This window comes from Candidatus Rhodoluna planktonica (assembly GCF_001854225.1).
Taxonomy (GTDB): domain Bacteria; phylum Actinomycetota; class Actinomycetes; order Actinomycetales; family Microbacteriaceae; genus Rhodoluna; species Rhodoluna planktonica.
Map to the genome: position 1 here is coordinate 243,731 of NZ_CP015208.1, position 16,995 is coordinate 260,725.

Here is a 16,995-nt window from a genome sequence, read left to right on the forward strand (position 1 = left end):
GAATACACGCTCAAAAGTCAATTAGTTCGAGGCTGACAGAAATGCTCGAGCCTTCGCTAATTTGGTTGGCTTTTCTTATTTCTGCTTTGAGTGGCAGGTCAAAAAGGCCACTTGTTGAGTCGGGAAAAATGGAGGTTCGCCAAATACTCTGACCGATTCGCGCTTCAACTCGCAATGAACCGAAGCCGTTAGTGAGTCCAGCTGAAACTTCTCTAATTTCCTCAGACAGTTCTAACGGGATGCTGACTAAGAATATTGCTGGATTCTTAGACCAGCGATAGGCGACTCCCTTGAATGAAAGCCTCAATTTGAGTCTCTCGCAATTGTGCGTTGGGCCAGTCGATTTGAAATTTCGATAAGCAAACAAGCCAAAATGCCAATCGCTGCGGTTATACCAATTTGTGACTCGGTCAGATAACTAAACCCGAAAAACTCGATTGTTATCGGCAGGGTAAACATCCCTACAGCCAAGACAATCATGGCCAGCAAAATTGCGACTTTAGGTGCTGACCATGGTCGCGACAAAGTGCCTAAAACCCAAAGCCCGGTGATTGAAAGAAAAATCGAGGTTGCTGTTTGTGACTCACTGACAGTCCAATCGCCCGAAATGCGCGCGGCTATCGCGAGACCGATGACCCCCAGTGCGGTGGCGAAACCGGCGGGAATGCAGAAAGCTAAGGCTCGGCGAAGAAATCCTCGCTGGTAAATTTTCTGGTTTGGCAGAAACGCCAATAGAAACGAGGGGATGCCGATAGCAAAACCATCAACTGCTGAAAGTTGGCGCGGTAAGAATGGAAATTCCCACAGCAGCACACCGAAGACCAAGGCCAAAATCATCGCCCAGGTGGTTTTGGTCAGGAACAGCCGTGATAGTCGTTCGACATTGGCAATGACCTGGCGCCCTTCGGCCACCACTTTAGGTAACCGATCAAAACTGTTATCTAGCAGGGTTAGATTTGCCACGGCTCTTGTGGCTGCGGAGCCACTTCCCATAGCGATTCCAATGTCCGCCTGCTTGATGGCTAAAACATCGTTGACTCCATCGCCCACCATCGCCACCACGTGACCAGATTTCTGCATGGCCAGAACCATTTGTTTTTTCTGAGCTGGGTCGACTCTGCCAAAAACATGCTCGCGTTCCATGATGCTGCGCAACGCACCGAAATCGGTTGGCAGATTTCGGGCATCAAAACCGTTGCCCTCGAAATCTAAGCCGGCCAATCGTGCCACTGTTGCCACAGTGCTTGGGTGGTCGCCAGAAATTACCTTCATGGTTACCGATTGATCTTTGAAGTAAGCCAAGGTTTGAGTAGCCTGCACTTTGATTTCCTCGCGCAGTGCAACCAGTGCAACCGGGATGAATTGTTGGTATTCAACTCCCAGCATCAGTACTCGCAGCCCTTGGTTGGCCAATGTTTTTGCCTGCTCTAGGTGCGCCGCATTTGTGGTCAACACCTCAGGTGCGCCCAAATACCAAGTGTGTCCAGCCACGGTGAGCGAACTAAATTTCTGTGCCGAATTGAAATCTTGACTGCTTGAGACAGGTATCGAAGTATCGGGGAATTGTGTCTTTAACGCCCTGGCCGTGGCATTTGCGTTTGGTTGGGTGGCAAAGGCTCCCAAAATGTTCCGCCAGTTTTCTAGCTGAGGTAGCGACTGCCACTGGTCGACGTCCAGTTCAATGGCTTGGTCAAATTCAAATTGGCCCGAGGTCAGTGTGCCGGTCTTGTCAAAGCAGATCAGATCAACCCTGGCCAAGCCTTCAACCGCGGCCAGTTCTTGAACCACGACTTTTCGTTTAGCTAACTTGGTTGCCGCAATTGCAAAAGCAATGCTGGTGATGAGTACCAGACCCTGCGGAACCATGCTTATCGCACTTGCAACCGCGCGAACCAGTGCATCCACCGGTTTTGACAGGGTAACCAGTTGGCCGATTAGCACAATCACAATCAGTGGACCAAGTGCCCAACTAATCCACTTAATTAGTCGGTCTAGCGACTCTCGAATTTCGGAAGAAACCTTGGTGAAACCTCGGGCCTCAAACTCGAGTTTGCTGGCGAAAGTATCTGCGCCCACCCTGGCTACCTCGGCCAGGCCGCTGCCGTTGACGACCAGTGAGCCGGAAAGTAGCAAGTCGTCGATGTTTTTTTGAACCGGGTCTGCTTCTCCGGTTAGTAGCGACTCGTCGATTTCAAGATTGTTGGCAAAAACAACCCGCGCGTCTACCGCGAGTTGGTCGCCGGCTGAAAACTCGAGCAGGTCGTTGAGTACCAGCTGATCATTTTCGACCTTTTCAGTGATACCGTTTCGACGCACTCGCGAAGGCTTTCGGCCGATTAGTGAGAGGCGATCGAGAATGATTTTTGAACGGAGTTCTTGAATTATGCCGATGAGAATATTGGCAATTACCGCCAACCCAAAAAGCGCATCCTGCCATTTGCCGAGGGCCAACAGCAATAAAAACCCGACTCCAACAACACCGTTGAAAAGCGTGAATATGTTGGAGCGCAGGATGGTAACAAGATGGCGGCTGGTGCTGAACTCGTGGCGATTGGTCTGGCCGGTCAGTTTTCGCTGTTCAACCTCGGCACTGGTTAGACCCAAAAAATCTGTGGACGATTGCACTAGGCAATTCTGTCACTGCCTTGAACTCAACAAGAAAACCCAGTTGGTTCTCAGATGATTCTCAAATTGTTGGCCTGTCACTGAACTATTCTTTGATTTGTGATCAGAAGAGGTGACCTGTGGAGAAACTAAAAAAGATTCTCGGCAAGCTTCCACACCCTATTCGCTGGGCAATCGTTATGGTTTTAGGCTTCCTACTTCTGATTCTTGGCCTCATCATGATGGTTACACCCGGTCCCGGTCTGCTATTCATCTTTTTTGGGCTCACCATCCTTGCCTTAGAACTTGAGTGGGCTAGAGAGTTGAATAAACAGGGTATGCAGGGCCTAGAGCGACTTATGTCAAAATTCAAAAACTGGATGAAGAGAAAAAAGAACTGAGAGCCGCGACTACCAGTCAGCCAAATCCATAGCCTGAGTTGCTAACTTCTCACCTAGTCGAATCATCTGTTTAGCCTTGTGGAATTCCAAAACACCACAGGCATCAATCGGCAATCCGACAACAAGATCTGGGCGGTATTTTGAAAACTCAACCTCGGTCAGGCGCTGCTGCAGTGTTTGAATTGACATCAGCATCACGTCTGCCGAAGTAATGGCTTTTGGCACATCGTTGATTATTTTTTGCAGCTCAGTCTCTACTGGCAGGGAAACAACTTTTTGAATTCGAGTATCCACTCCCAACTGTTTAGCGATTTTTCTCGAACCCGGTTTATTGGAAATCTCAGCGGCTTTATCCCGCGTTGCCTTTACGGTCTCTTTTACAGCGCGGCTTAGAAAGTGCTCAGAGATCTGTCGCTCAAAAGGATTAGTCATTCTGCCGCGGGCCAAATCTACGGCGACGATATGTTTTGCTCCGGCGCCAATTAGTGGACTAATTGGAACTGGGTTTACCAATCCACCATCTGCCAACAATTTGCCGTTAATCAGCACAGGTGTAATCACACCCGGAATCGCCACGGAGGCTCTGAGCGCCAAGGTAGCTGAGCCAGATTGAAAACGTACCTCTTTGTTTTCAAGTAGGTCAGCAGCAATCGCGGTAAAGGGAATCGAGAAATCCTCGATCGAAACCCCGGCCAGCATGTTGTCAACAACGCTCAAAATTCGCTCTGCTCGAATTGCCCCGGCCTTGCCAACGCTGAAATCCATTAGACCCAAGACATCCAAGGGGGTTAGTTTTCTGGCCCACTTTTCAAACTCGGCAAGCTTTCCTGCTGCGTAAAGAGCGCCGATAACGGCTCCCATGGATGTACCAGCCACCGCAGTTATCTCGTAGCCGCGTGCTTCCAACTCGCGAATCACCCCGATGTGCGCATAGCCTCTCGCCCCGCCGCCTCCAAGAGATAGCGCCACTGTTTTCTTTTTCTTAACGAAGAACATTTCTAGCTCCTGAATTAAGGGTAGCCTGATGATGAAGCCTTGTTGTTTTGATTATTTCGCTTCACTCAAATCCGAATAGAAGAAAGTGAAGAAATGAACGAGGAAAAGAAAGACCAGAAAATCCAGGAGATGTCTGACTGGGTTGAGTTGAGAGATTCTTGGACCCGCAAGCGTTTTGATTTTCAAGAACGCTGGCACGGTTGGAAATCTCCGACAGGTCTTGGTTTGGGGTTTGCACTGCTTTCGGCAGGGCTTTTCCTTCTGAGTCTGGCTTGGACGAACTTAGTTCGTTAGCCAAAATGCCCCTGATGAATGTCAGGGGCATTTTTCAACGCCAACTTCTTTTTTGCTTATGCATCAAGCTAGATATTGGCAAACGGCGCGCGCCACCTCTAAACAAATGCGGCTAGAATAGATGTAATGAATTAGAGGTGGTGACTGATGCGAACTCGAGCAAAAAAATTCGCGCAGGTCGATGTTTTTTCACGCATCCCGTACTTGGGAAATCCAGTGGCGGTCGTTCTCGATGCTGATGGTCTGAGCGATGAATCCATGCAACGTCTGGCTCGCTGGACAAACCTTTCAGAGACCACCTTTATTCTCAGTCCAACAACTGCCGAGGCTGACTATCGTCTTCGTATTTTTACTCCCGGCGGAGAACTGCCATTTGCTGGACACCCAACTCTTGGCTCGGCGCACGCCTGGCTAGAAAACGGCGGCAAACCAAAGGTTACCGGCCAACTTGTTCAGGAGTGTGGCGTGGGCCTTGTGGCTTTGAACCAAAGCGAGGAAGGCTCACAGCTTTCTTTTCGTGCGCCGGCCACGATGAAGAGTGGGCCACTAGAACCAGGTCTTCTGTCGAAGATTGTCAGTGCGCTTGGCGTCGATGAATCAGAAGTTGTAGCTCATCAGTATGTCGATAATGGGCCAGGTTGGGTCTGTGTCCAACTCACCTCGGCGGCACGAGTACTGGCCGTTGATCCGAAGTTTGACGACGACTCAGAACTGATGCTCGGTCTTCTCGGTGCCTACCCATCAGGCGGTGAATCGGCTTTTGAGCTGCGGGCATTTGCCCCCAAAATCGGAGTGTACGAAGATCCTGTCACTGGAAGTCTCAATGCGAGCGTCGCGCAGTGGTTGTTCCGAACAGGCGCAGTTGCAAACTCTTATCAAGCATCGCAAGGTCAACGCGTTGGAAGACAAGGAACCATCTCTTTGAGCGTTGATGGAAAAGGCGAAGTATGGGTTGGCGGTCCAACAGTAACCTGTATTCGCGGCTCAATCGAAATATAAAAAAGACCCTCTTGCGAGGGTCTTGAGCGGAGAATATGGGATTCGAACCCATGAGGGCTTGCACCCAACACGCTTTCCAAGCGTGCGCCATAGGCCACTAGGCGAATTCTCCTGAACCCCAATAGTCTAGCGAACTGAGAATTAGAAAAAAGTACGCGCTTTTTCGGTTTGTTGCAAAAAATTTATGGAAAATCTAGAGTAATGACAGAGGAATTCCGTAATCTTATTCCTAAATAAAGATTTCATCCGTAATCGGAGGCAAAGATGCAAAAAATCGCCCGTATTTTGATTGACCAGGCCCACAACCAAGCTTGGGCAGTCAAGCCCGAAATTGCGGCAACTATGAACCCGGCAAATCCAGCGGATGCCAGCTACGCCAAAATGGCTGAGGCCGCCAAGGTCGCCGAGTTTGAAGTGAATTTGCACGAAACCGGTCTGTTTACGGCAGCTTCGCTAGCCGAAACCGACATCCTGGTTATTCCACACGCGTCAACCGAAGAGTGGGAAAAAACTATCGGAGTTGGCTCGCCAAAATTTAGCCCCGACGAATTGGAAGTTATTGAAAGTTTTGTTCGCGGTGGCGGTTCATTGCTGTTGCTTGCCGAAACCGAGCAACCAAAATACGGAAACAACTTTGCCGAGCTTGCCGCAAAGTTTGGCGTTGAAATCAAAAACGCGACCGTGCAAGACCCTAGCCGTGCCTATAAAGAGGTGCCAACTTGGATCATCGGTGATTTTGATCGTCTGACAAAATCTGATTTTGCTTTCATGGTCGAGGAGGTTTGCCTTTACCGCGCCGGAGTTCTCGATGTGGCGACCGGAATTGATGCTGAGGTATTCATGCACACCTCTGAGCACGCAGCACCAGCTTCTGCACCCTTGGGTGTAGCGGTTCAACACGAGCTTGGTCGTGTCGTGGTCTTGGCTGACTCTGACCTTTTCGGCGACGACTCAATTGATGACTGCGACAACAAGCAACTTTGGTTGAACATTGCTGGCTGGTTGGCAAACGCGAAGGCTGCTGCAAAAGCCAACTCAAAACGCGAGCCTAGCTCGCTGCTCGCCGATGCCGGCTGGCTCAAACTTGCTGATGCCATCGAAGCATTGCGTCCGATGCAATCAAAAGACGGATCAATTGACGCCAGCGAGTTCTCGCGCGATGAGGCATCAAAACTAGTTGATCAGGTTCTCTCGGCAATCGACGATCTCGCGCCACGTTTCGAACACCAAAAAGAGTATTTCGTCGCAGTCAAAAAAGACATTGAAAATTGGCGCCAGGGTGGCTTTGCTGTTCCAGACTTCTTTGATTCGCTTGAACTTTTCCGCCCAGATCTGAACCGCAAAAATTCGGTACAGCACCTTGCTGTATTTTCGATGTACACCCAAAACGGAAACCCAAACCGCAACCTTGAAGCGGTAATTACGAACACTTTCTGGCCAGATTGGCTTGCTGAAAAAGAAAAGAAGTACAACAACCCGGCTTTCATCCCGATCGAGTTTGTGGCCTTCACCTCTGGCTACGACACAAACTCGGCAGTCTTCTTTCCTGAAACCGTAGCGGTTCGCTCAGTGTCTACCTATTACTGGGGCGGAATCTTCTGCGATCGCGAAGCGGCTCGTTTCCGTCGTGTTAGCCAAGCAGCAAAAGAACTTCTCTACCTGCCTCTTCCAGCCGATGCCGAACGTTTGGTCAACGACCAGCAGCTAGCTCAAGAGACTTTTGTGCTCTGGGATCTAATTCACGACCGCACCCACTCGCGCGGCGACCTGCCATTTGACCCATTCATGATCAAACAGCGGATGCCATTCTGGATGTATGCCCTAGAGGAATTGCGATGCGACCTAGCAACCTTCCGTGAGACATTGGTGCTTGAGGCTGAGGGTGATCGCCTTGCCAAGTACATGCGCTACGCGATTTTGTTTGACCGAATTTTCCGGTTCTCAATCACCGGCGGTCGTGTGCGAAACTACGACGGCCTTGGCGGTCAGATCATCTTTGCTCACCTTCACAAAACCGGAGCACTGCACTGGACCGATAACCGCTTGGCCTTTGACTGGGAAAAAGTCACCGAAGAAGTGGTCAACCTCTGCGAGCAGGTCGAAGCTCTCTATCACGACGGCATCAACCGTTCGCGGATGGCCCAGTGGATTTCGGCTTACGAATTTGTGACCAGCCTGGTTCAGCCACACCCAGCATCAAACTGGGCTAAAGGTGCCGACACCCTACCTACCGGTGGTGAGCTGAAAGAAATGGTGAACCTGGTACTCGATGACGAGTTCCCCTTGAATGTGTTTTTTGAAACATTGAATCGAAAGCTTGCCGATGTGATTTCCTCAACCAAAGGCATCACCGCTTAGCCACTGGGCAAAGTGGCATACTTTCGTTATGGAATCCCTGGACCGACGACTTCTCGAATTACTGGCAACAGATTCGAGTGCATCGATAAGCGAGCTGTCCGCTCAGTTAGAGGTACCGTCATCCACGTTGCATCAACGAATTAAAAAGTTGGAGTCGCGAGGTGTCATCACCGGCTATCGGGCACAGATCAATCAACGCGAAGTCGGGCTTTCGCTGCACGCACTGGTTTCGTTGACCCCAATTGATCCGTCAAAGCCCGATGATGTGGTCGATAAAATTCGGCCCATTGCCGAAATTGAAAGTTGTTGGTCGGTGGCTGGCACCGAGTCTTACATCGTCAAAGTTGCGGTTGCAGAGCCAGCTGACCTCGAAGCGCTGCTTGCCAAGATTCGTGCCGAGGCAAACGTTTCAACGCGCACCAGCGTGATTCTTTCGACTCCATTTGAGGGCCGCCAGGCTCAAATTCCAAAGGACTAACTAAATGACAAAAAACCCACGCGGATTTGCCAGCGACAACTATGCCGGAATTCATCCCACGGTTCTGCAGGCAATCGCTGAAGCAAACGTTGGGCACGAGGTTGCCTACGGTGAAGATTCGGTTACCGCAAAATTTGACGGGTTAGTGCGTGAGCTGTTCGGACCAAACGCGGTCGGATATCCGGTGTTCAACGGAACCGGCGCAAACGTGGTTGCACTGCAGGCTGCGACCAAGCGCTGGGAAGCAGTCATCTGCGTCGAGAGTGCCCACATCCATGTTGATGAAGGTGGCGCCCCAGAAAAGATGGCGGGGCTAAAGCTCTGGACTGTGCCAACCAGCGACGGCAAACTCACCGTTGAACTTGCTGCCAGCCAAATTTTTGATATGGGAGTTGTGCACCGTGCCCAGCCCGGTGTAATCAGCATCACTCAAACAACCGAGATGGGTACGCTCTACCAGGTTGACGAGATTAGGGCATTGGCCGACTTGGCACATGAACACGGTCTGCTGCTGCACCTAGATGGTGCACGCATTTCAAATGCAGCCGCTGCACTGGGCAAGTCTTTTAAAGAATTCACCACCGATGCCGGAGTTGATTTGGTTTCGCTAGGTGGTACCAAGATAGGTGCCCTGGCCGCAGAGGCCGTCATCGTCACCGATGCATCTTCGATTCGGGGCAAGGCGCTCGCTGAGGCGATGCCGTTCTTGCGCAAAACCTCAATGCAGCTCTCATCCAAGATGCGTTTCATGTCGGCGCAGTTGCTCGCACTGTTTGAAAATAACGCTGCTGTCGCAATTGAAAATGCAACCAGAGCTAACGCCATGGCCAAAATGCTTTATGAAGGTGTGGTCGAGATTGCCGCCGATAACCCTCTGGTGTCAGTTGAAAACCCTGCCGAGGCAAATGCAGTTTTTCCAGTGTTGCCTGCCGCTGTCACTGAAAAACTGCAGCAGCAATATCGCTTTTATGTTTGGAATCAAGAAACCGGCCAGGTTCGCTGGATGTGCTCTTGGGATACCACCGAAGAGGATGTTGCCGGAATTTTGGCTGCGTTGAAGGCAGCTCTCTAAAAGAGGCTGATTAGATGCCCGGCAATCAACCAAATTGCCAAACCAATCATTACTAAACCAGAAAGACGCTGCACCAAGTTGCCGAGTCTTGGCTTGGAGTTGATCATTTTGCCGGCACCTAATGCGATAGCGCTGTAAACAAACACCACGCAAATTACAAAAAGCGAACCCAGCAGCAACAGCTGATAAACCATGGGCCAGCTACCTGTTTTTGAGGTGAACTGGGGGAGTAGGACCAAAAGCAGAAGGAGTGCCATCGGATTTAGCGTGCTGAGGCTGAAGCCCTTGAAGAAATGACGGTTTACCGAGGATGCGTTCTCGTTTTCCACTGAGATGGCCGCTCCAGATTTGAAGATGGCATTTGAGCCAAGCCAAGCTAAATACCCGGCGCCGGCATATGCCATAACGTTGAAGATTATCGGATTCGCGGCTAGCAGAGAGGCGAGGCCGATTGAAACTGCAAGGACTACGGCTATATAGCCCGAGGCCAATCCGGCGATGGTGGGCATTGCGACCGAGCGCTTGGTGCTGGAGTTGATAACAACCGCCCAATCCGCTCCAGGGGTCATGGTTAGCATGAGCGCAACTGACCAAAAACCTAGAATCTGCCCGATTTCCATTTCGCCTCCCTACTAGCGTGCTAGTTCAAAAGGTTATTTGGATTTCAAGAAAATGTGCTTCCAAAAATTACCTGAAACTACGGCAAGTGTGGAAGAATTTTGGCATGGATGCCCTAGACAGAGAAATTCTTTCTCAACTGCAAGATGATGGCCGCATATCGCTCACCGATTTAGCCAGCAATGTCGGCCTAACCCTGTCACCCTGCCATCGTCGGGTTCGCGATCTCGAGTCATCCGGGGCCATCACGGGCTATCACGCCACCGTGTCACCCGCATCCATCGGTTTGAATTTTGAGGCAGTAGTTTTCATCACCATCGGTCGCACCGATGCCCAGACCATTGCCGATTTCGAAGCCGCAATTTTGCAGTTGCCAGAAGTTGTTCAGGTTGAGCGCTTTTTTGGCGAACCCGACTACATGTTGCGAGTGCTAACCAAAGACCTAGAAAGCTATCAGGCGCTTTACGACCAAAAACTTGGTGCGCTACCCGGAGTGCTCAGAGCGACCTCAACCTTGGTGATGAAAAAACTCAGACCCGGCGGAAAACTTCCGCTTTAGTGGGTGCTTGGCGCTTGCTCTACTTCGCTGCGGTCGCCAGACCAAAGCGTGTGGAAGGTACCCGGCATGTCGACGCGCTTATAGGTGTGTGCACCGAAGAAGTCGCGCTGACCCTGCACTAGCGCGGCCGAGAGGCGAGGCGAGCGCAGACCATCGTAATAAGACAGCGATGAAGCAAATGCCGGCACCGGAATTCCGGCAAGCGATGCCTTGGCAACAACCTGACGCCATGAGGTCACCGAAGTAGCCACTGCCTGCTTGAAGAATGGGTCAAAAATCAATGACTCAAGGTTTGCGTTTTTGTCGTAGGCATCGGCAATTCGGTTCAAGAACTGGGCGCGAATGATGCAACCGCCACGCCAAATTTTCGACACCGCACCCAGGTTGATGTCCCAGTTGTATTCTTTAGCGCCGGCGCGAATTGCGTCAAAGCCCTGCGAGTAAGCAACCAACTTGGATGCGTAAAGCGCACGACGAACATCTTCGACAAACGCGGCCTTGTCTTCTACCGACCACGCAGTTGCCTCTGCTGGCAAGCCGTCAACAGCTGCACGCTGCGAAGCCTGTGAAGAGAGCGAACGGGCAAATACTGCCTCGGCGATTCCAGAGACCGGGGTGCCTAGGTTTAGCGCGGTCTGCACAGTCCAGACGCCGGTACCCTTTGAGCCAGCCTGATCAAGAATCACATCGACAAGTGGCTTACCGGTTTTGGCATCAACCTGCTTTAGAACTTCAGCGGTGATCTCGATCAAGAAAGACTCAAGATCGCCTTTGTTCCACTCTTCGAAAATTGCTGCAATTTCGGCTGGGCTGTAACCGCCAGCTGCACGCAGGATGTCGTAGGCCTCAGCAATAAGCTGCATGTCGGCATACTCAATTCCGTTGTGAATCATCTTCACAAAGTGGCCGGCGCCGTCGGTGCCGACGTGCGTGACACAAGGCTCACCTTCAGCAACGGCCGCGATTGAAGCCAGAATTGGGCCCAAAGTTTTGTATGCCTCGGCCGAACCACCAGGCATGATCGAAGGGCCCTTTAGGGCGCCCTCTTCACCACCAGAGATGCCGGCGCCAACAAAGTTAATGCCCTTGGCGCTGACCTCGCGCTCGCGGCGAATGGTGTCGGTGAATAGTGCGTTTCCACCATCCACGATGATATCGCCTGGTTCGAAACGCTCGGTAAGTTGTTCGATAACTGCGTCGGTGCCTTTGCCGGCCTGAACCATGATGATTGCGGTGCGTGGCTTTGCCAACGAAGCAACAAACTCATCGATGGTTTGCGAGGCAATGAAGCCGGCCTCTGGGTGCTCATTCATCAGCAATTCGGTGCGCTCGTAGGAGCGGTTGTAAATGGCAACGGTGTTGCCTTCGCGGCTGGCTAGGTTGCGAGCAAGGTTCGAACCCATTACCGCAAGTCCAACGACTCCAATATTTGCCTGAGCAGTCATTAATTTTCCTTATTCATAGGTAGGCGACAAGTGCCGATTTGAAAGAGAGGGGAGATGCGCCACTTTGCACAGAAAACTTATGAAAAGTTTAGTGCCTTAGCGTCAGGGTTTAGACTTATCTCGGACTCCCCGTGCGGCGTCACCTCGGCCAACTCCCCCAGGATCGAAAGATAGCAAGGGTAACTGGGCTCTGGCGGGTGTGCGGGGAGTCTTTTTAGTTTCAACCGGCAATTTCTAGCAACCGCTTGGTTGGCCCAAAAGTCACTTCTGAAGATTAGGCTCTAAACGTGGTTACCGCTCTATACCGTCGTTATCGACCAGAAAACTTTGCCGAACTAATCGGTCAAGCCCAGGTCACTGCGCCGCTAATGACTGCCTTGCGCACCGACAGGGTGAACCACGCCTATCTTTTCTCTGGTCCTCGTGGCTGCGGTAAAACAACTTCCGCTCGAATTCTGGCCCGCTGTCTAAACTGCGCCGAAGGCCCAACCGATACCCCTTGCGGAAAGTGCCCAAGCTGCATCGAACTGTCACGCGACGGCGGTGGCTCACTTGACGTTGTTGAAATCGACGCAGCCTCACACAATGGTGTCGACGATGCTCGCGATCTGCGCGAGCGCGCAATCTTTGCACCAGCCCGCGATCGCTACAAAATTTTTATCCTCGATGAGGCGCACATGGTTACCCCTCAAGGTTTCAATGCGCTGCTAAAAATCGTTGAAGAGCCACCGGCCCACGTCAAATTTATTTTTGCCACGACCGAGCCAGAAAAAGTTATCGGTACTATCCGCTCCAGAACACACCACTACCCGTTCCGCCTGGTTCCGCCTGCCCAGATGCTTGAATACCTCGAGCAACTGTGTGCCAGCGAAAAAGTAGAGGTTGCTCCGGGTGTGCTTTCGCTAGTCGTTCGCTCGGGTGGCGGTTCGGTGCGTGACTCACTTTCACTTCTCGATCAACTAATCGCTGGCAGTGAGGGCGGCAAAGTTGAGTACGAGCGCGCTGCTGCTTTGCTCGGTTACACCCACTCAGCTCTGCTCGACGAAGTCGTAGATGCATTTGCCGTCAAGAATTCGGCTGCAGTTTTTGCCGCCGTCGACAAAGTAATTCAGACCGGCCAAGATCCCCGTCGCTTCGTTGAAGACCTACTCGAACACTTGCGTGACCTAATTGTCATTTCCTCAGTTGGCGATGAAGCTAAAGCAGTTTTGCGCGGTATCGCCGACGATGAACTTGAAAAAATGAAAATTCAGGCGGCCAAATTTGGCATCAGTGAACTTACCTATGCGGCCGAAACGGTTAGCCATGCGCTAACAACCATGACGGGCGCAACTTCGCCGAAGCTTCATCTTGAACTAATGTGCGCCAGAGTTTTGGTGCCGGCGGCCGATCAAACCGAAGTTGGCTCGCTAGCCCGAATAGATCGCCTAGAACGCCGAATCGGTGTGGCGTCTCCGGTTAATTCTGAAGTTGCTGCCCCAGTCAAAGAACTTCCGGCTGTTTTGCCACCAACCGAACCCATTGGCGTAGTTGCCGAGTCGGTCGCGCCAGCAAAAACTGCGCCAGCCGCAACGAAGGTCGCCCCGGTCGAGAGCGCGCCGGCGGCACCGGCACCTGCAGCATCCACGCCTGCACCAGCAGCATCCACGCTTGCACCAGCAGCGACCACGCCCGTCGCCCAACTTAACCTGCAGCAATTCAAAGATGCCTGGGCCGAAATCTTGAGCAACGTCAACAAGAAGTCGAAAAATGCTTGGATGGTTGCCTTCTCGCTCACCGTTGTTGATTACGGCGATGAAATCTTGACCTTGAAATTCTTGAGTCAAAAAGATCTTGAGTCATTTAAAAATTCGAACGGTGCCAGCGATATTTTGCGTAAGGCCATTTTCGACGTGCTTGGCGTAACCGTGAAATTCAAAGCTCAAATTTCAGACAGCAGCGAACCTGTAGCGCGCGAAGAAGCGACGGCACCAAAAAACCCAGCTCGAGCAGATGAAGATGCTCGCTACGGTGAATCGTTGTTGCGAGAAATGCTCGGTGCCGAGCCACTCGGCGACAAGCAAACGGGCGGTCGCTAAGTGTTCGAGGGTGTTGTTCAAGAACTAATTGATGAGCTTGGCCGTTTGCCGGGGGTGGGCCCCAAGTCGGCTCAACGCATTGCCTTTTACCTGCTGCAATCTGAAGACGATCAAGCCAAGAAACTTGCGCAGGTTTTGCTCGAGGTAAAAGACCGGGTTAAGTTTTGTGAAATCTGTGGCAACGTAACTGAAGATCCAACCTGCAGCATTTGTCGCGATGCTCGCAGAAACCAAACCCTAATTTGCGTTGTCGAAGAATCTAAAGATGTTCAAGCAATTGAGCGCACCAGAGAATTCCGTGGGCTTTACCACGTGCTGGGTGGGGCAATCAGTCCAATCGATGGCGTGGGTCCAGATCAATTGCGCATCAAAGAGCTAATGACTCGGTTGAGCAATCCTGAAATCCAAGAGGTAATTATCGCTACCGACCCAAACCTAGAAGGTGAGGCGACGGCAACTTACCTTACGCGCATGCTCTCAACTCTTGGAGTCACTGTTTCCAGGCTGGCATCGGGTTTACCGGTTGGCGGCGATCTCGAATATGCCGATGAGGTTACCTTGGGCCGTGCCTTTGCCGGTCGCACTCGCAGCAACTAAACTAAAGGCTTGTGTGGCATCGCCTCACTAACATTCCCCTTTTTATTTAGGAGATACGGCCTTGGCTCTTATCGTGCAAAAGTTTGGTGGTTCGTCTGTTGGAGACGCCAACAAAATTAAGCACGTGGCGAAGCGCGTAATCGAAACCCAAAAAGCAGGCAACCAGGTTGTTGTTGTGGTTTCAGCTATGGGCGACACCACCGACGAACTGATTGATTTGGCCCAGTCAGTGGCCGAAGATCCATACGAGTCACCTCGCGAAATGGACATGTTGCTTACTTCAGGTGAGCGAATCTCTATGGCCCTGCTGGCGATTGCCATCAATGCTGCCGGGGCGCAATCACGTTCATTTACCGGTTCACAAGCGGGAATTATGACCAGCGCCAAACACGGTGACGCTCGAATCTCGGAAGTTACGCCATTTCGAATCCAAGAGGCACTTGACGCGGGCGACATTGCAATTGTTGCTGGCTTCCAGGGGTTCAACAAAGACAGCAAAGACATCACCACACTTGGTCGAGGTGGCTCAGACACCACCGCGGTTGCACTTGCAGCCGCACTAAAAGCAGATGTCTGCGAAATTTACTCAGACGTAGACGGCGTTTACACAGCTGATCCAAGAGTTATTCCTGCGGCCCGCAAACTTGACTCGATTGACATCGAATCAATGCTCGAGCTCGCTGGTGCTGGGGCGAAAATTTTGCACATTCGCGCGGTTGAATATGCACGACGTCACAATGTTGATCTTCGAGTTCGTTCAACATTCAGCACCGATCCAGGAACTATCGTTTACTCATCAAAAGCAGGAGAGAACATGGAAGAGCCAATCGTTTCAGGCATTGCCACCGATAAAGGTCAGGCCAAAATTACCGTGATTGGTATTCCAGATGTTCCTGGTAAGGCTGCTGAGGTTTTCAACACCGTTGCTTCTGCCGGAGCGAACATCGACATGATTGTGCAGAACACCCCAACTGGCTCTGATGTCACCGATCGCGTCAGCGACATTTCGTTCACCTTGCCCCTGGGTGATTTGGGTCGCGTTGCCGGAGCACTAGATGCTGCCAAAGCAAACTTGGGATTCCGCGATCTAGAACAGGATGCCAACATCGGAAAACTCTCGGTTGTTGGTGCCGGCATGCGCACACACTCGGGTGTTTCGGCCACCCTATTTTCGGCTCTTGCAACCGCGGGTATCAACATCGAGATGATTTCAACATCGGAAATTCGCATCTCGGTTATCACCAGCGCCGACCAGCTAGATGCGGCAGCCCGCGCTGTTCACACCGCATTCGAACTCGACAGCGATGTTGAAGCTGTGGTCTACGCCGGCACCGGTCGCTAGCCAATACAAAACCCATCCGGCGCCAAGGTGCGCAAATTATTAAGACTTTAGGAGCAAAAAATGAGCCGCAAACCAAATCTCGCCCTCGTTGGTGCCACCGGTGCAGTTGGCACCGTAATGGTCGGAATCATCAACTCACGCGAAAACATTTGGGGCGAAATTCGCCTAATCGCTAGCCCACGTTCGGCTGGTAAAAAAATCACTGTGCACGGCGAAGAGCTAACCGTAGTTGCGCTATCGCCAGAAGCCTTTGACGGCATCGACATTGCCATGTTCGATGTGCCAGACGAAGTTTCTGAGATTTGGGCACCGATTGCCGCCGAGCGCGGTGCGGTCGCTGTCGACAACTCGGGCGCCTTCCGCATGAACCCTGAGGTTCCGCTAGTCGTTCCAGAGGTAAACCCAGAGCAGGCAAAAAACCGTCCGCTTGGCATTATCTCGAACCCTAACTGCACCACCTTGACCATGATGGCTGCCATGGGTGCCCTGCACCGCAAGTGGAACCTGAAAGAGCTTGTGGTCTCGAGCTACCAGGCTGTTTCTGGTGCCGGGGCTGCCGGAATCGCCGAGCTTGCCAGCGAATTGGCTGTAGTTGGCAAAGATGCGTCATTGGGAACCAACACCGATGACGTGCGAGCAGCCCTTGCTGCTGCCGGCAACGACCTTTCAAACTCACCGTGGGCTCATCCGATCGCGTTAAACGTCATCCCATTTGCCGGTTCGCTAAAGGCCGGTGGTCACTCTTCTGAAGAGATGAAGGTTCGTGATGAGAGCCGCAAAATTCTTGGTATCAGCGATCTAAAAGTTGCTGCCAGCTGTGTTCGAGTGCCAGTTCAGGTAGCCCACTCGCTAACAGTCCACGCAACTTTTGAAAACTCATTGACCCCGGATGAGGTTCGCGAAGTACTGGGACAGCAGCCAACCGTTAAGGTTGTCGATGACCCAGCTAACCACCAGTACCCAACCCCAAACATGGTTGCCGGTCAAGACCCAACCTTTGTTGGTCGAATCCGTCAATCGCTCGACTTCCCAAACAGCATCGAGCTATTTGTGGTCGGCGACAACCTGCGCAAAGGTGCTGCTTTGAACACTTACGAAATTGCCGAACTAGTGGCAAAAGAGTTCTAGAGATTTAATACATTCTTAATTTGCCT

The 16,995-nt window shown here is 51.7% G+C and carries 15 protein-coding genes, 1 tRNA gene, 1 other RNA gene and 1 pseudogene; 12 read left to right on the forward strand and 6 right to left on the reverse strand.

The features are described 5' to 3' along the window. Positions 1 to 10 precede the first annotated feature (10 nt). Both A4Z71_RS01200 and A4Z71_RS01205 read right to left on the reverse strand, forming a co-directional pair. Positions 11 to 367, reverse strand: coding sequence for a DUF1905 domain-containing protein (locus tag A4Z71_RS01200; RefSeq protein ID WP_084028367.1), 357 nt, complete (start codon positions 365 to 367; stop codon positions 11 to 13). Beyond that, positions 304 to 2,625, reverse strand: a complete 2,322-nt coding sequence (locus A4Z71_RS01205; RefSeq protein WP_070954170.1) for an HAD-IC family P-type ATPase — start codon at positions 2,623 to 2,625, stop codon at positions 304 to 306. Before A4Z71_RS01205 ends, A4Z71_RS01200 begins: the two co-directional genes overlap by 64 nt. 119 nt (positions 2,626 to 2,744) lie before the next feature. On the opposite strand from A4Z71_RS01205, the gene A4Z71_RS01210 reads away from it, so the two are divergent. Beyond that, entirely contained in the window at positions 2,745 to 3,005 is a 261-nt protein-coding gene (locus A4Z71_RS01210; protein ID WP_236858545.1) for a PGPGW domain-containing protein, read from the forward strand. A gap of 9 nt (positions 3,006 to 3,014) precedes the next feature. Here the strand turns inward: A4Z71_RS01210 and A4Z71_RS01215 are convergent, their stop codons facing one another. Continuing rightward, complete coding sequence (locus tag A4Z71_RS01215; RefSeq protein ID WP_084028368.1) at positions 3,015 to 4,001, reverse strand: patatin-like phospholipase family protein; 987 nt, start codon at positions 3,999 to 4,001, stop codon at positions 3,015 to 3,017. A gap of 93 nt (positions 4,002 to 4,094) precedes the next feature. On the opposite strand from A4Z71_RS01215, the gene A4Z71_RS01220 reads away from it, so the two are divergent. Together A4Z71_RS01220 and A4Z71_RS01225 are read left to right on the forward strand one after the other, a co-directional pair. After that, on the forward strand, positions 4,095 to 4,295 hold the full coding sequence (locus A4Z71_RS01220) for a hypothetical protein (RefSeq protein WP_070954171.1): 201 nt from the start codon (positions 4,095 to 4,097) through the stop codon (positions 4,293 to 4,295). A 147-nt stretch (positions 4,296 to 4,442) separates the two neighbouring features. Continuing rightward, positions 4,443 to 5,294 carry a PhzF family phenazine biosynthesis protein gene (locus A4Z71_RS01225; protein ID WP_084028369.1) on the forward strand — a complete coding sequence of 284 codons (852 nt, stop codon included), beginning with the start codon at positions 4,443 to 4,445 and terminating at the stop codon, positions 5,292 to 5,294. A 27-nt stretch (positions 5,295 to 5,321) separates the two neighbouring features. Here the strand turns inward: A4Z71_RS01225 and A4Z71_RS01230 are convergent. Then, positions 5,322 to 5,406, reverse strand: a tRNA-Ser gene (locus tag A4Z71_RS01230). A 152-nt stretch (positions 5,407 to 5,558) separates the two neighbouring features. Here A4Z71_RS01230 and A4Z71_RS01235 point away from each other — a divergent pair. The 3 genes from A4Z71_RS01235 to A4Z71_RS01245 are packed head-to-tail and all read left to right on the forward strand — an operon-like array spanning position 5,559 to position 9,202. Then, positions 5,559 to 7,652: a DUF6421 family protein gene (locus A4Z71_RS01235; RefSeq protein WP_070954173.1), complete on the forward strand. Its 2,094-nt coding sequence runs from the start codon at positions 5,559 to 5,561 to the stop codon at positions 7,650 to 7,652. Between the two features lie 28 nt (positions 7,653 to 7,680). Beyond that, positions 7,681 to 8,130, forward strand: a complete 450-nt coding sequence (locus A4Z71_RS01240; protein ID WP_070954174.1) for an Lrp/AsnC family transcriptional regulator — start codon at positions 7,681 to 7,683, stop codon at positions 8,128 to 8,130. Between the two features lie 4 nt (positions 8,131 to 8,134). Further along, positions 8,135 to 9,202, forward strand: a complete 1,068-nt coding sequence (locus A4Z71_RS01245) for a threonine aldolase family protein (RefSeq protein WP_070954175.1) — start codon at positions 8,135 to 8,137, stop codon at positions 9,200 to 9,202. Here A4Z71_RS01245 and A4Z71_RS01250 read toward each other — a convergent pair. After that, on the reverse strand, positions 9,199 to 9,822 hold the full coding sequence (locus tag A4Z71_RS01250; RefSeq protein WP_070954176.1) for a LysE family translocator: 624 nt from the start codon (positions 9,820 to 9,822) through the stop codon (positions 9,199 to 9,201). The two genes, A4Z71_RS01245 and A4Z71_RS01250, sit on opposite strands and share 4 nt — an antisense overlap. Before the next feature lie 104 nt (positions 9,823 to 9,926). Between A4Z71_RS01250 and A4Z71_RS01255 the strand changes: the two genes are divergently transcribed. Further along, positions 9,927 to 10,379, forward strand: a complete 453-nt coding sequence (locus A4Z71_RS01255) for an Lrp/AsnC family transcriptional regulator (RefSeq protein WP_070954177.1) — start codon at positions 9,927 to 9,929, stop codon at positions 10,377 to 10,379. On the opposite strand, the gene gndA is transcribed toward A4Z71_RS01255, so the two are convergent. Then, positions 10,376 to 11,824, reverse strand: a complete 1,449-nt coding sequence (gene gndA, locus A4Z71_RS01260; RefSeq protein WP_070954178.1) for an NADP-dependent phosphogluconate dehydrogenase — start codon at positions 11,822 to 11,824, stop codon at positions 10,376 to 10,378. The genes A4Z71_RS01255 and gndA overlap by 4 nt on opposite strands. Positions 11,825 to 11,944: 120 nt before the next feature. On the opposite strand from gndA, the gene ffs reads away from it, so the two are divergent. The 5 genes and pseudogenes from ffs to A4Z71_RS01285 all read left to right on the forward strand — a co-directional run bounded on the left by ffs (position 11,945) and on the right by A4Z71_RS01285 (position 16,969). Then, positions 11,945 to 12,041, forward strand: an RNA gene (gene ffs / locus A4Z71_RS01265) — signal recognition particle sRNA small type. Between the two features lie 70 nt (positions 12,042 to 12,111). Next, positions 12,112 to 13,752 (forward strand): annotated as a pseudogene (locus A4Z71_RS01270) (DNA polymerase III subunit gamma and tau); the annotation flags it as partial. Between the two features lie 150 nt (positions 13,753 to 13,902). Further along, positions 13,903 to 14,499 (forward strand): recombination mediator RecR, encoded by a 597-nt coding sequence (gene recR, locus A4Z71_RS01275; RefSeq protein ID WP_070954180.1) that lies wholly within the window; start codon positions 13,903 to 13,905, stop codon positions 14,497 to 14,499. Positions 14,500 to 14,560: 61 nt separating this feature from the next. Beyond that, positions 14,561 to 15,841, forward strand: a complete 1,281-nt coding sequence (locus A4Z71_RS01280) for an aspartate kinase (protein ID WP_070954181.1) — start codon at positions 14,561 to 14,563, stop codon at positions 15,839 to 15,841. A gap of 60 nt (positions 15,842 to 15,901) precedes the next feature. Beyond that, on the forward strand, positions 15,902 to 16,969 hold the full coding sequence (locus A4Z71_RS01285; RefSeq protein WP_070954182.1) for an aspartate-semialdehyde dehydrogenase: 1,068 nt from the start codon (positions 15,902 to 15,904) through the stop codon (positions 16,967 to 16,969). Positions 16,970 to 16,995 lie beyond the last annotated feature (26 nt).

Coding starts and splice junctions, on each gene's coding strand:
- A4Z71_RS01245 (WP_070954175.1), top strand. CDS start 8,135: ATGACAAAAAACCCACGCGGATTTGCCAGCGACAACTATGCCGGAATT.
- A4Z71_RS01225 (WP_084028369.1), top strand. CDS start 4,443: ATGCGAACTCGAGCAAAAAAATTCGCGCAGGTCGATGTTTTTTCACGC.
- A4Z71_RS01215 (WP_084028368.1), bottom strand. CDS start 4,001: ATGTTCTTCGTTAAGAAAAAGAAAACAGTGGCGCTATCTCTTGGAGGC.
- A4Z71_RS01285 (WP_070954182.1), top strand. CDS start 15,902: ATGAGCCGCAAACCAAATCTCGCCCTCGTTGGTGCCACCGGTGCAGTT.
- A4Z71_RS01255 (WP_070954177.1), top strand. CDS start 9,927: ATGGATGCCCTAGACAGAGAAATTCTTTCTCAACTGCAAGATGATGGC.
- A4Z71_RS01240 (WP_070954174.1), top strand. CDS start 7,681: ATGGAATCCCTGGACCGACGACTTCTCGAATTACTGGCAACAGATTCG.
- gndA (WP_070954178.1), bottom strand. CDS start 11,824: ATGACTGCTCAGGCAAATATTGGAGTCGTTGGACTTGCGGTAATGGGT.
- A4Z71_RS01220 (WP_070954171.1), top strand. CDS start 4,095: ATGAACGAGGAAAAGAAAGACCAGAAAATCCAGGAGATGTCTGACTGG.
- A4Z71_RS01250 (WP_070954176.1), bottom strand. CDS start 9,822: ATGGAAATCGGGCAGATTCTAGGTTTTTGGTCAGTTGCGCTCATGCTA.
- A4Z71_RS01235 (WP_070954173.1), top strand. CDS start 5,559: ATGCAAAAAATCGCCCGTATTTTGATTGACCAGGCCCACAACCAAGCT.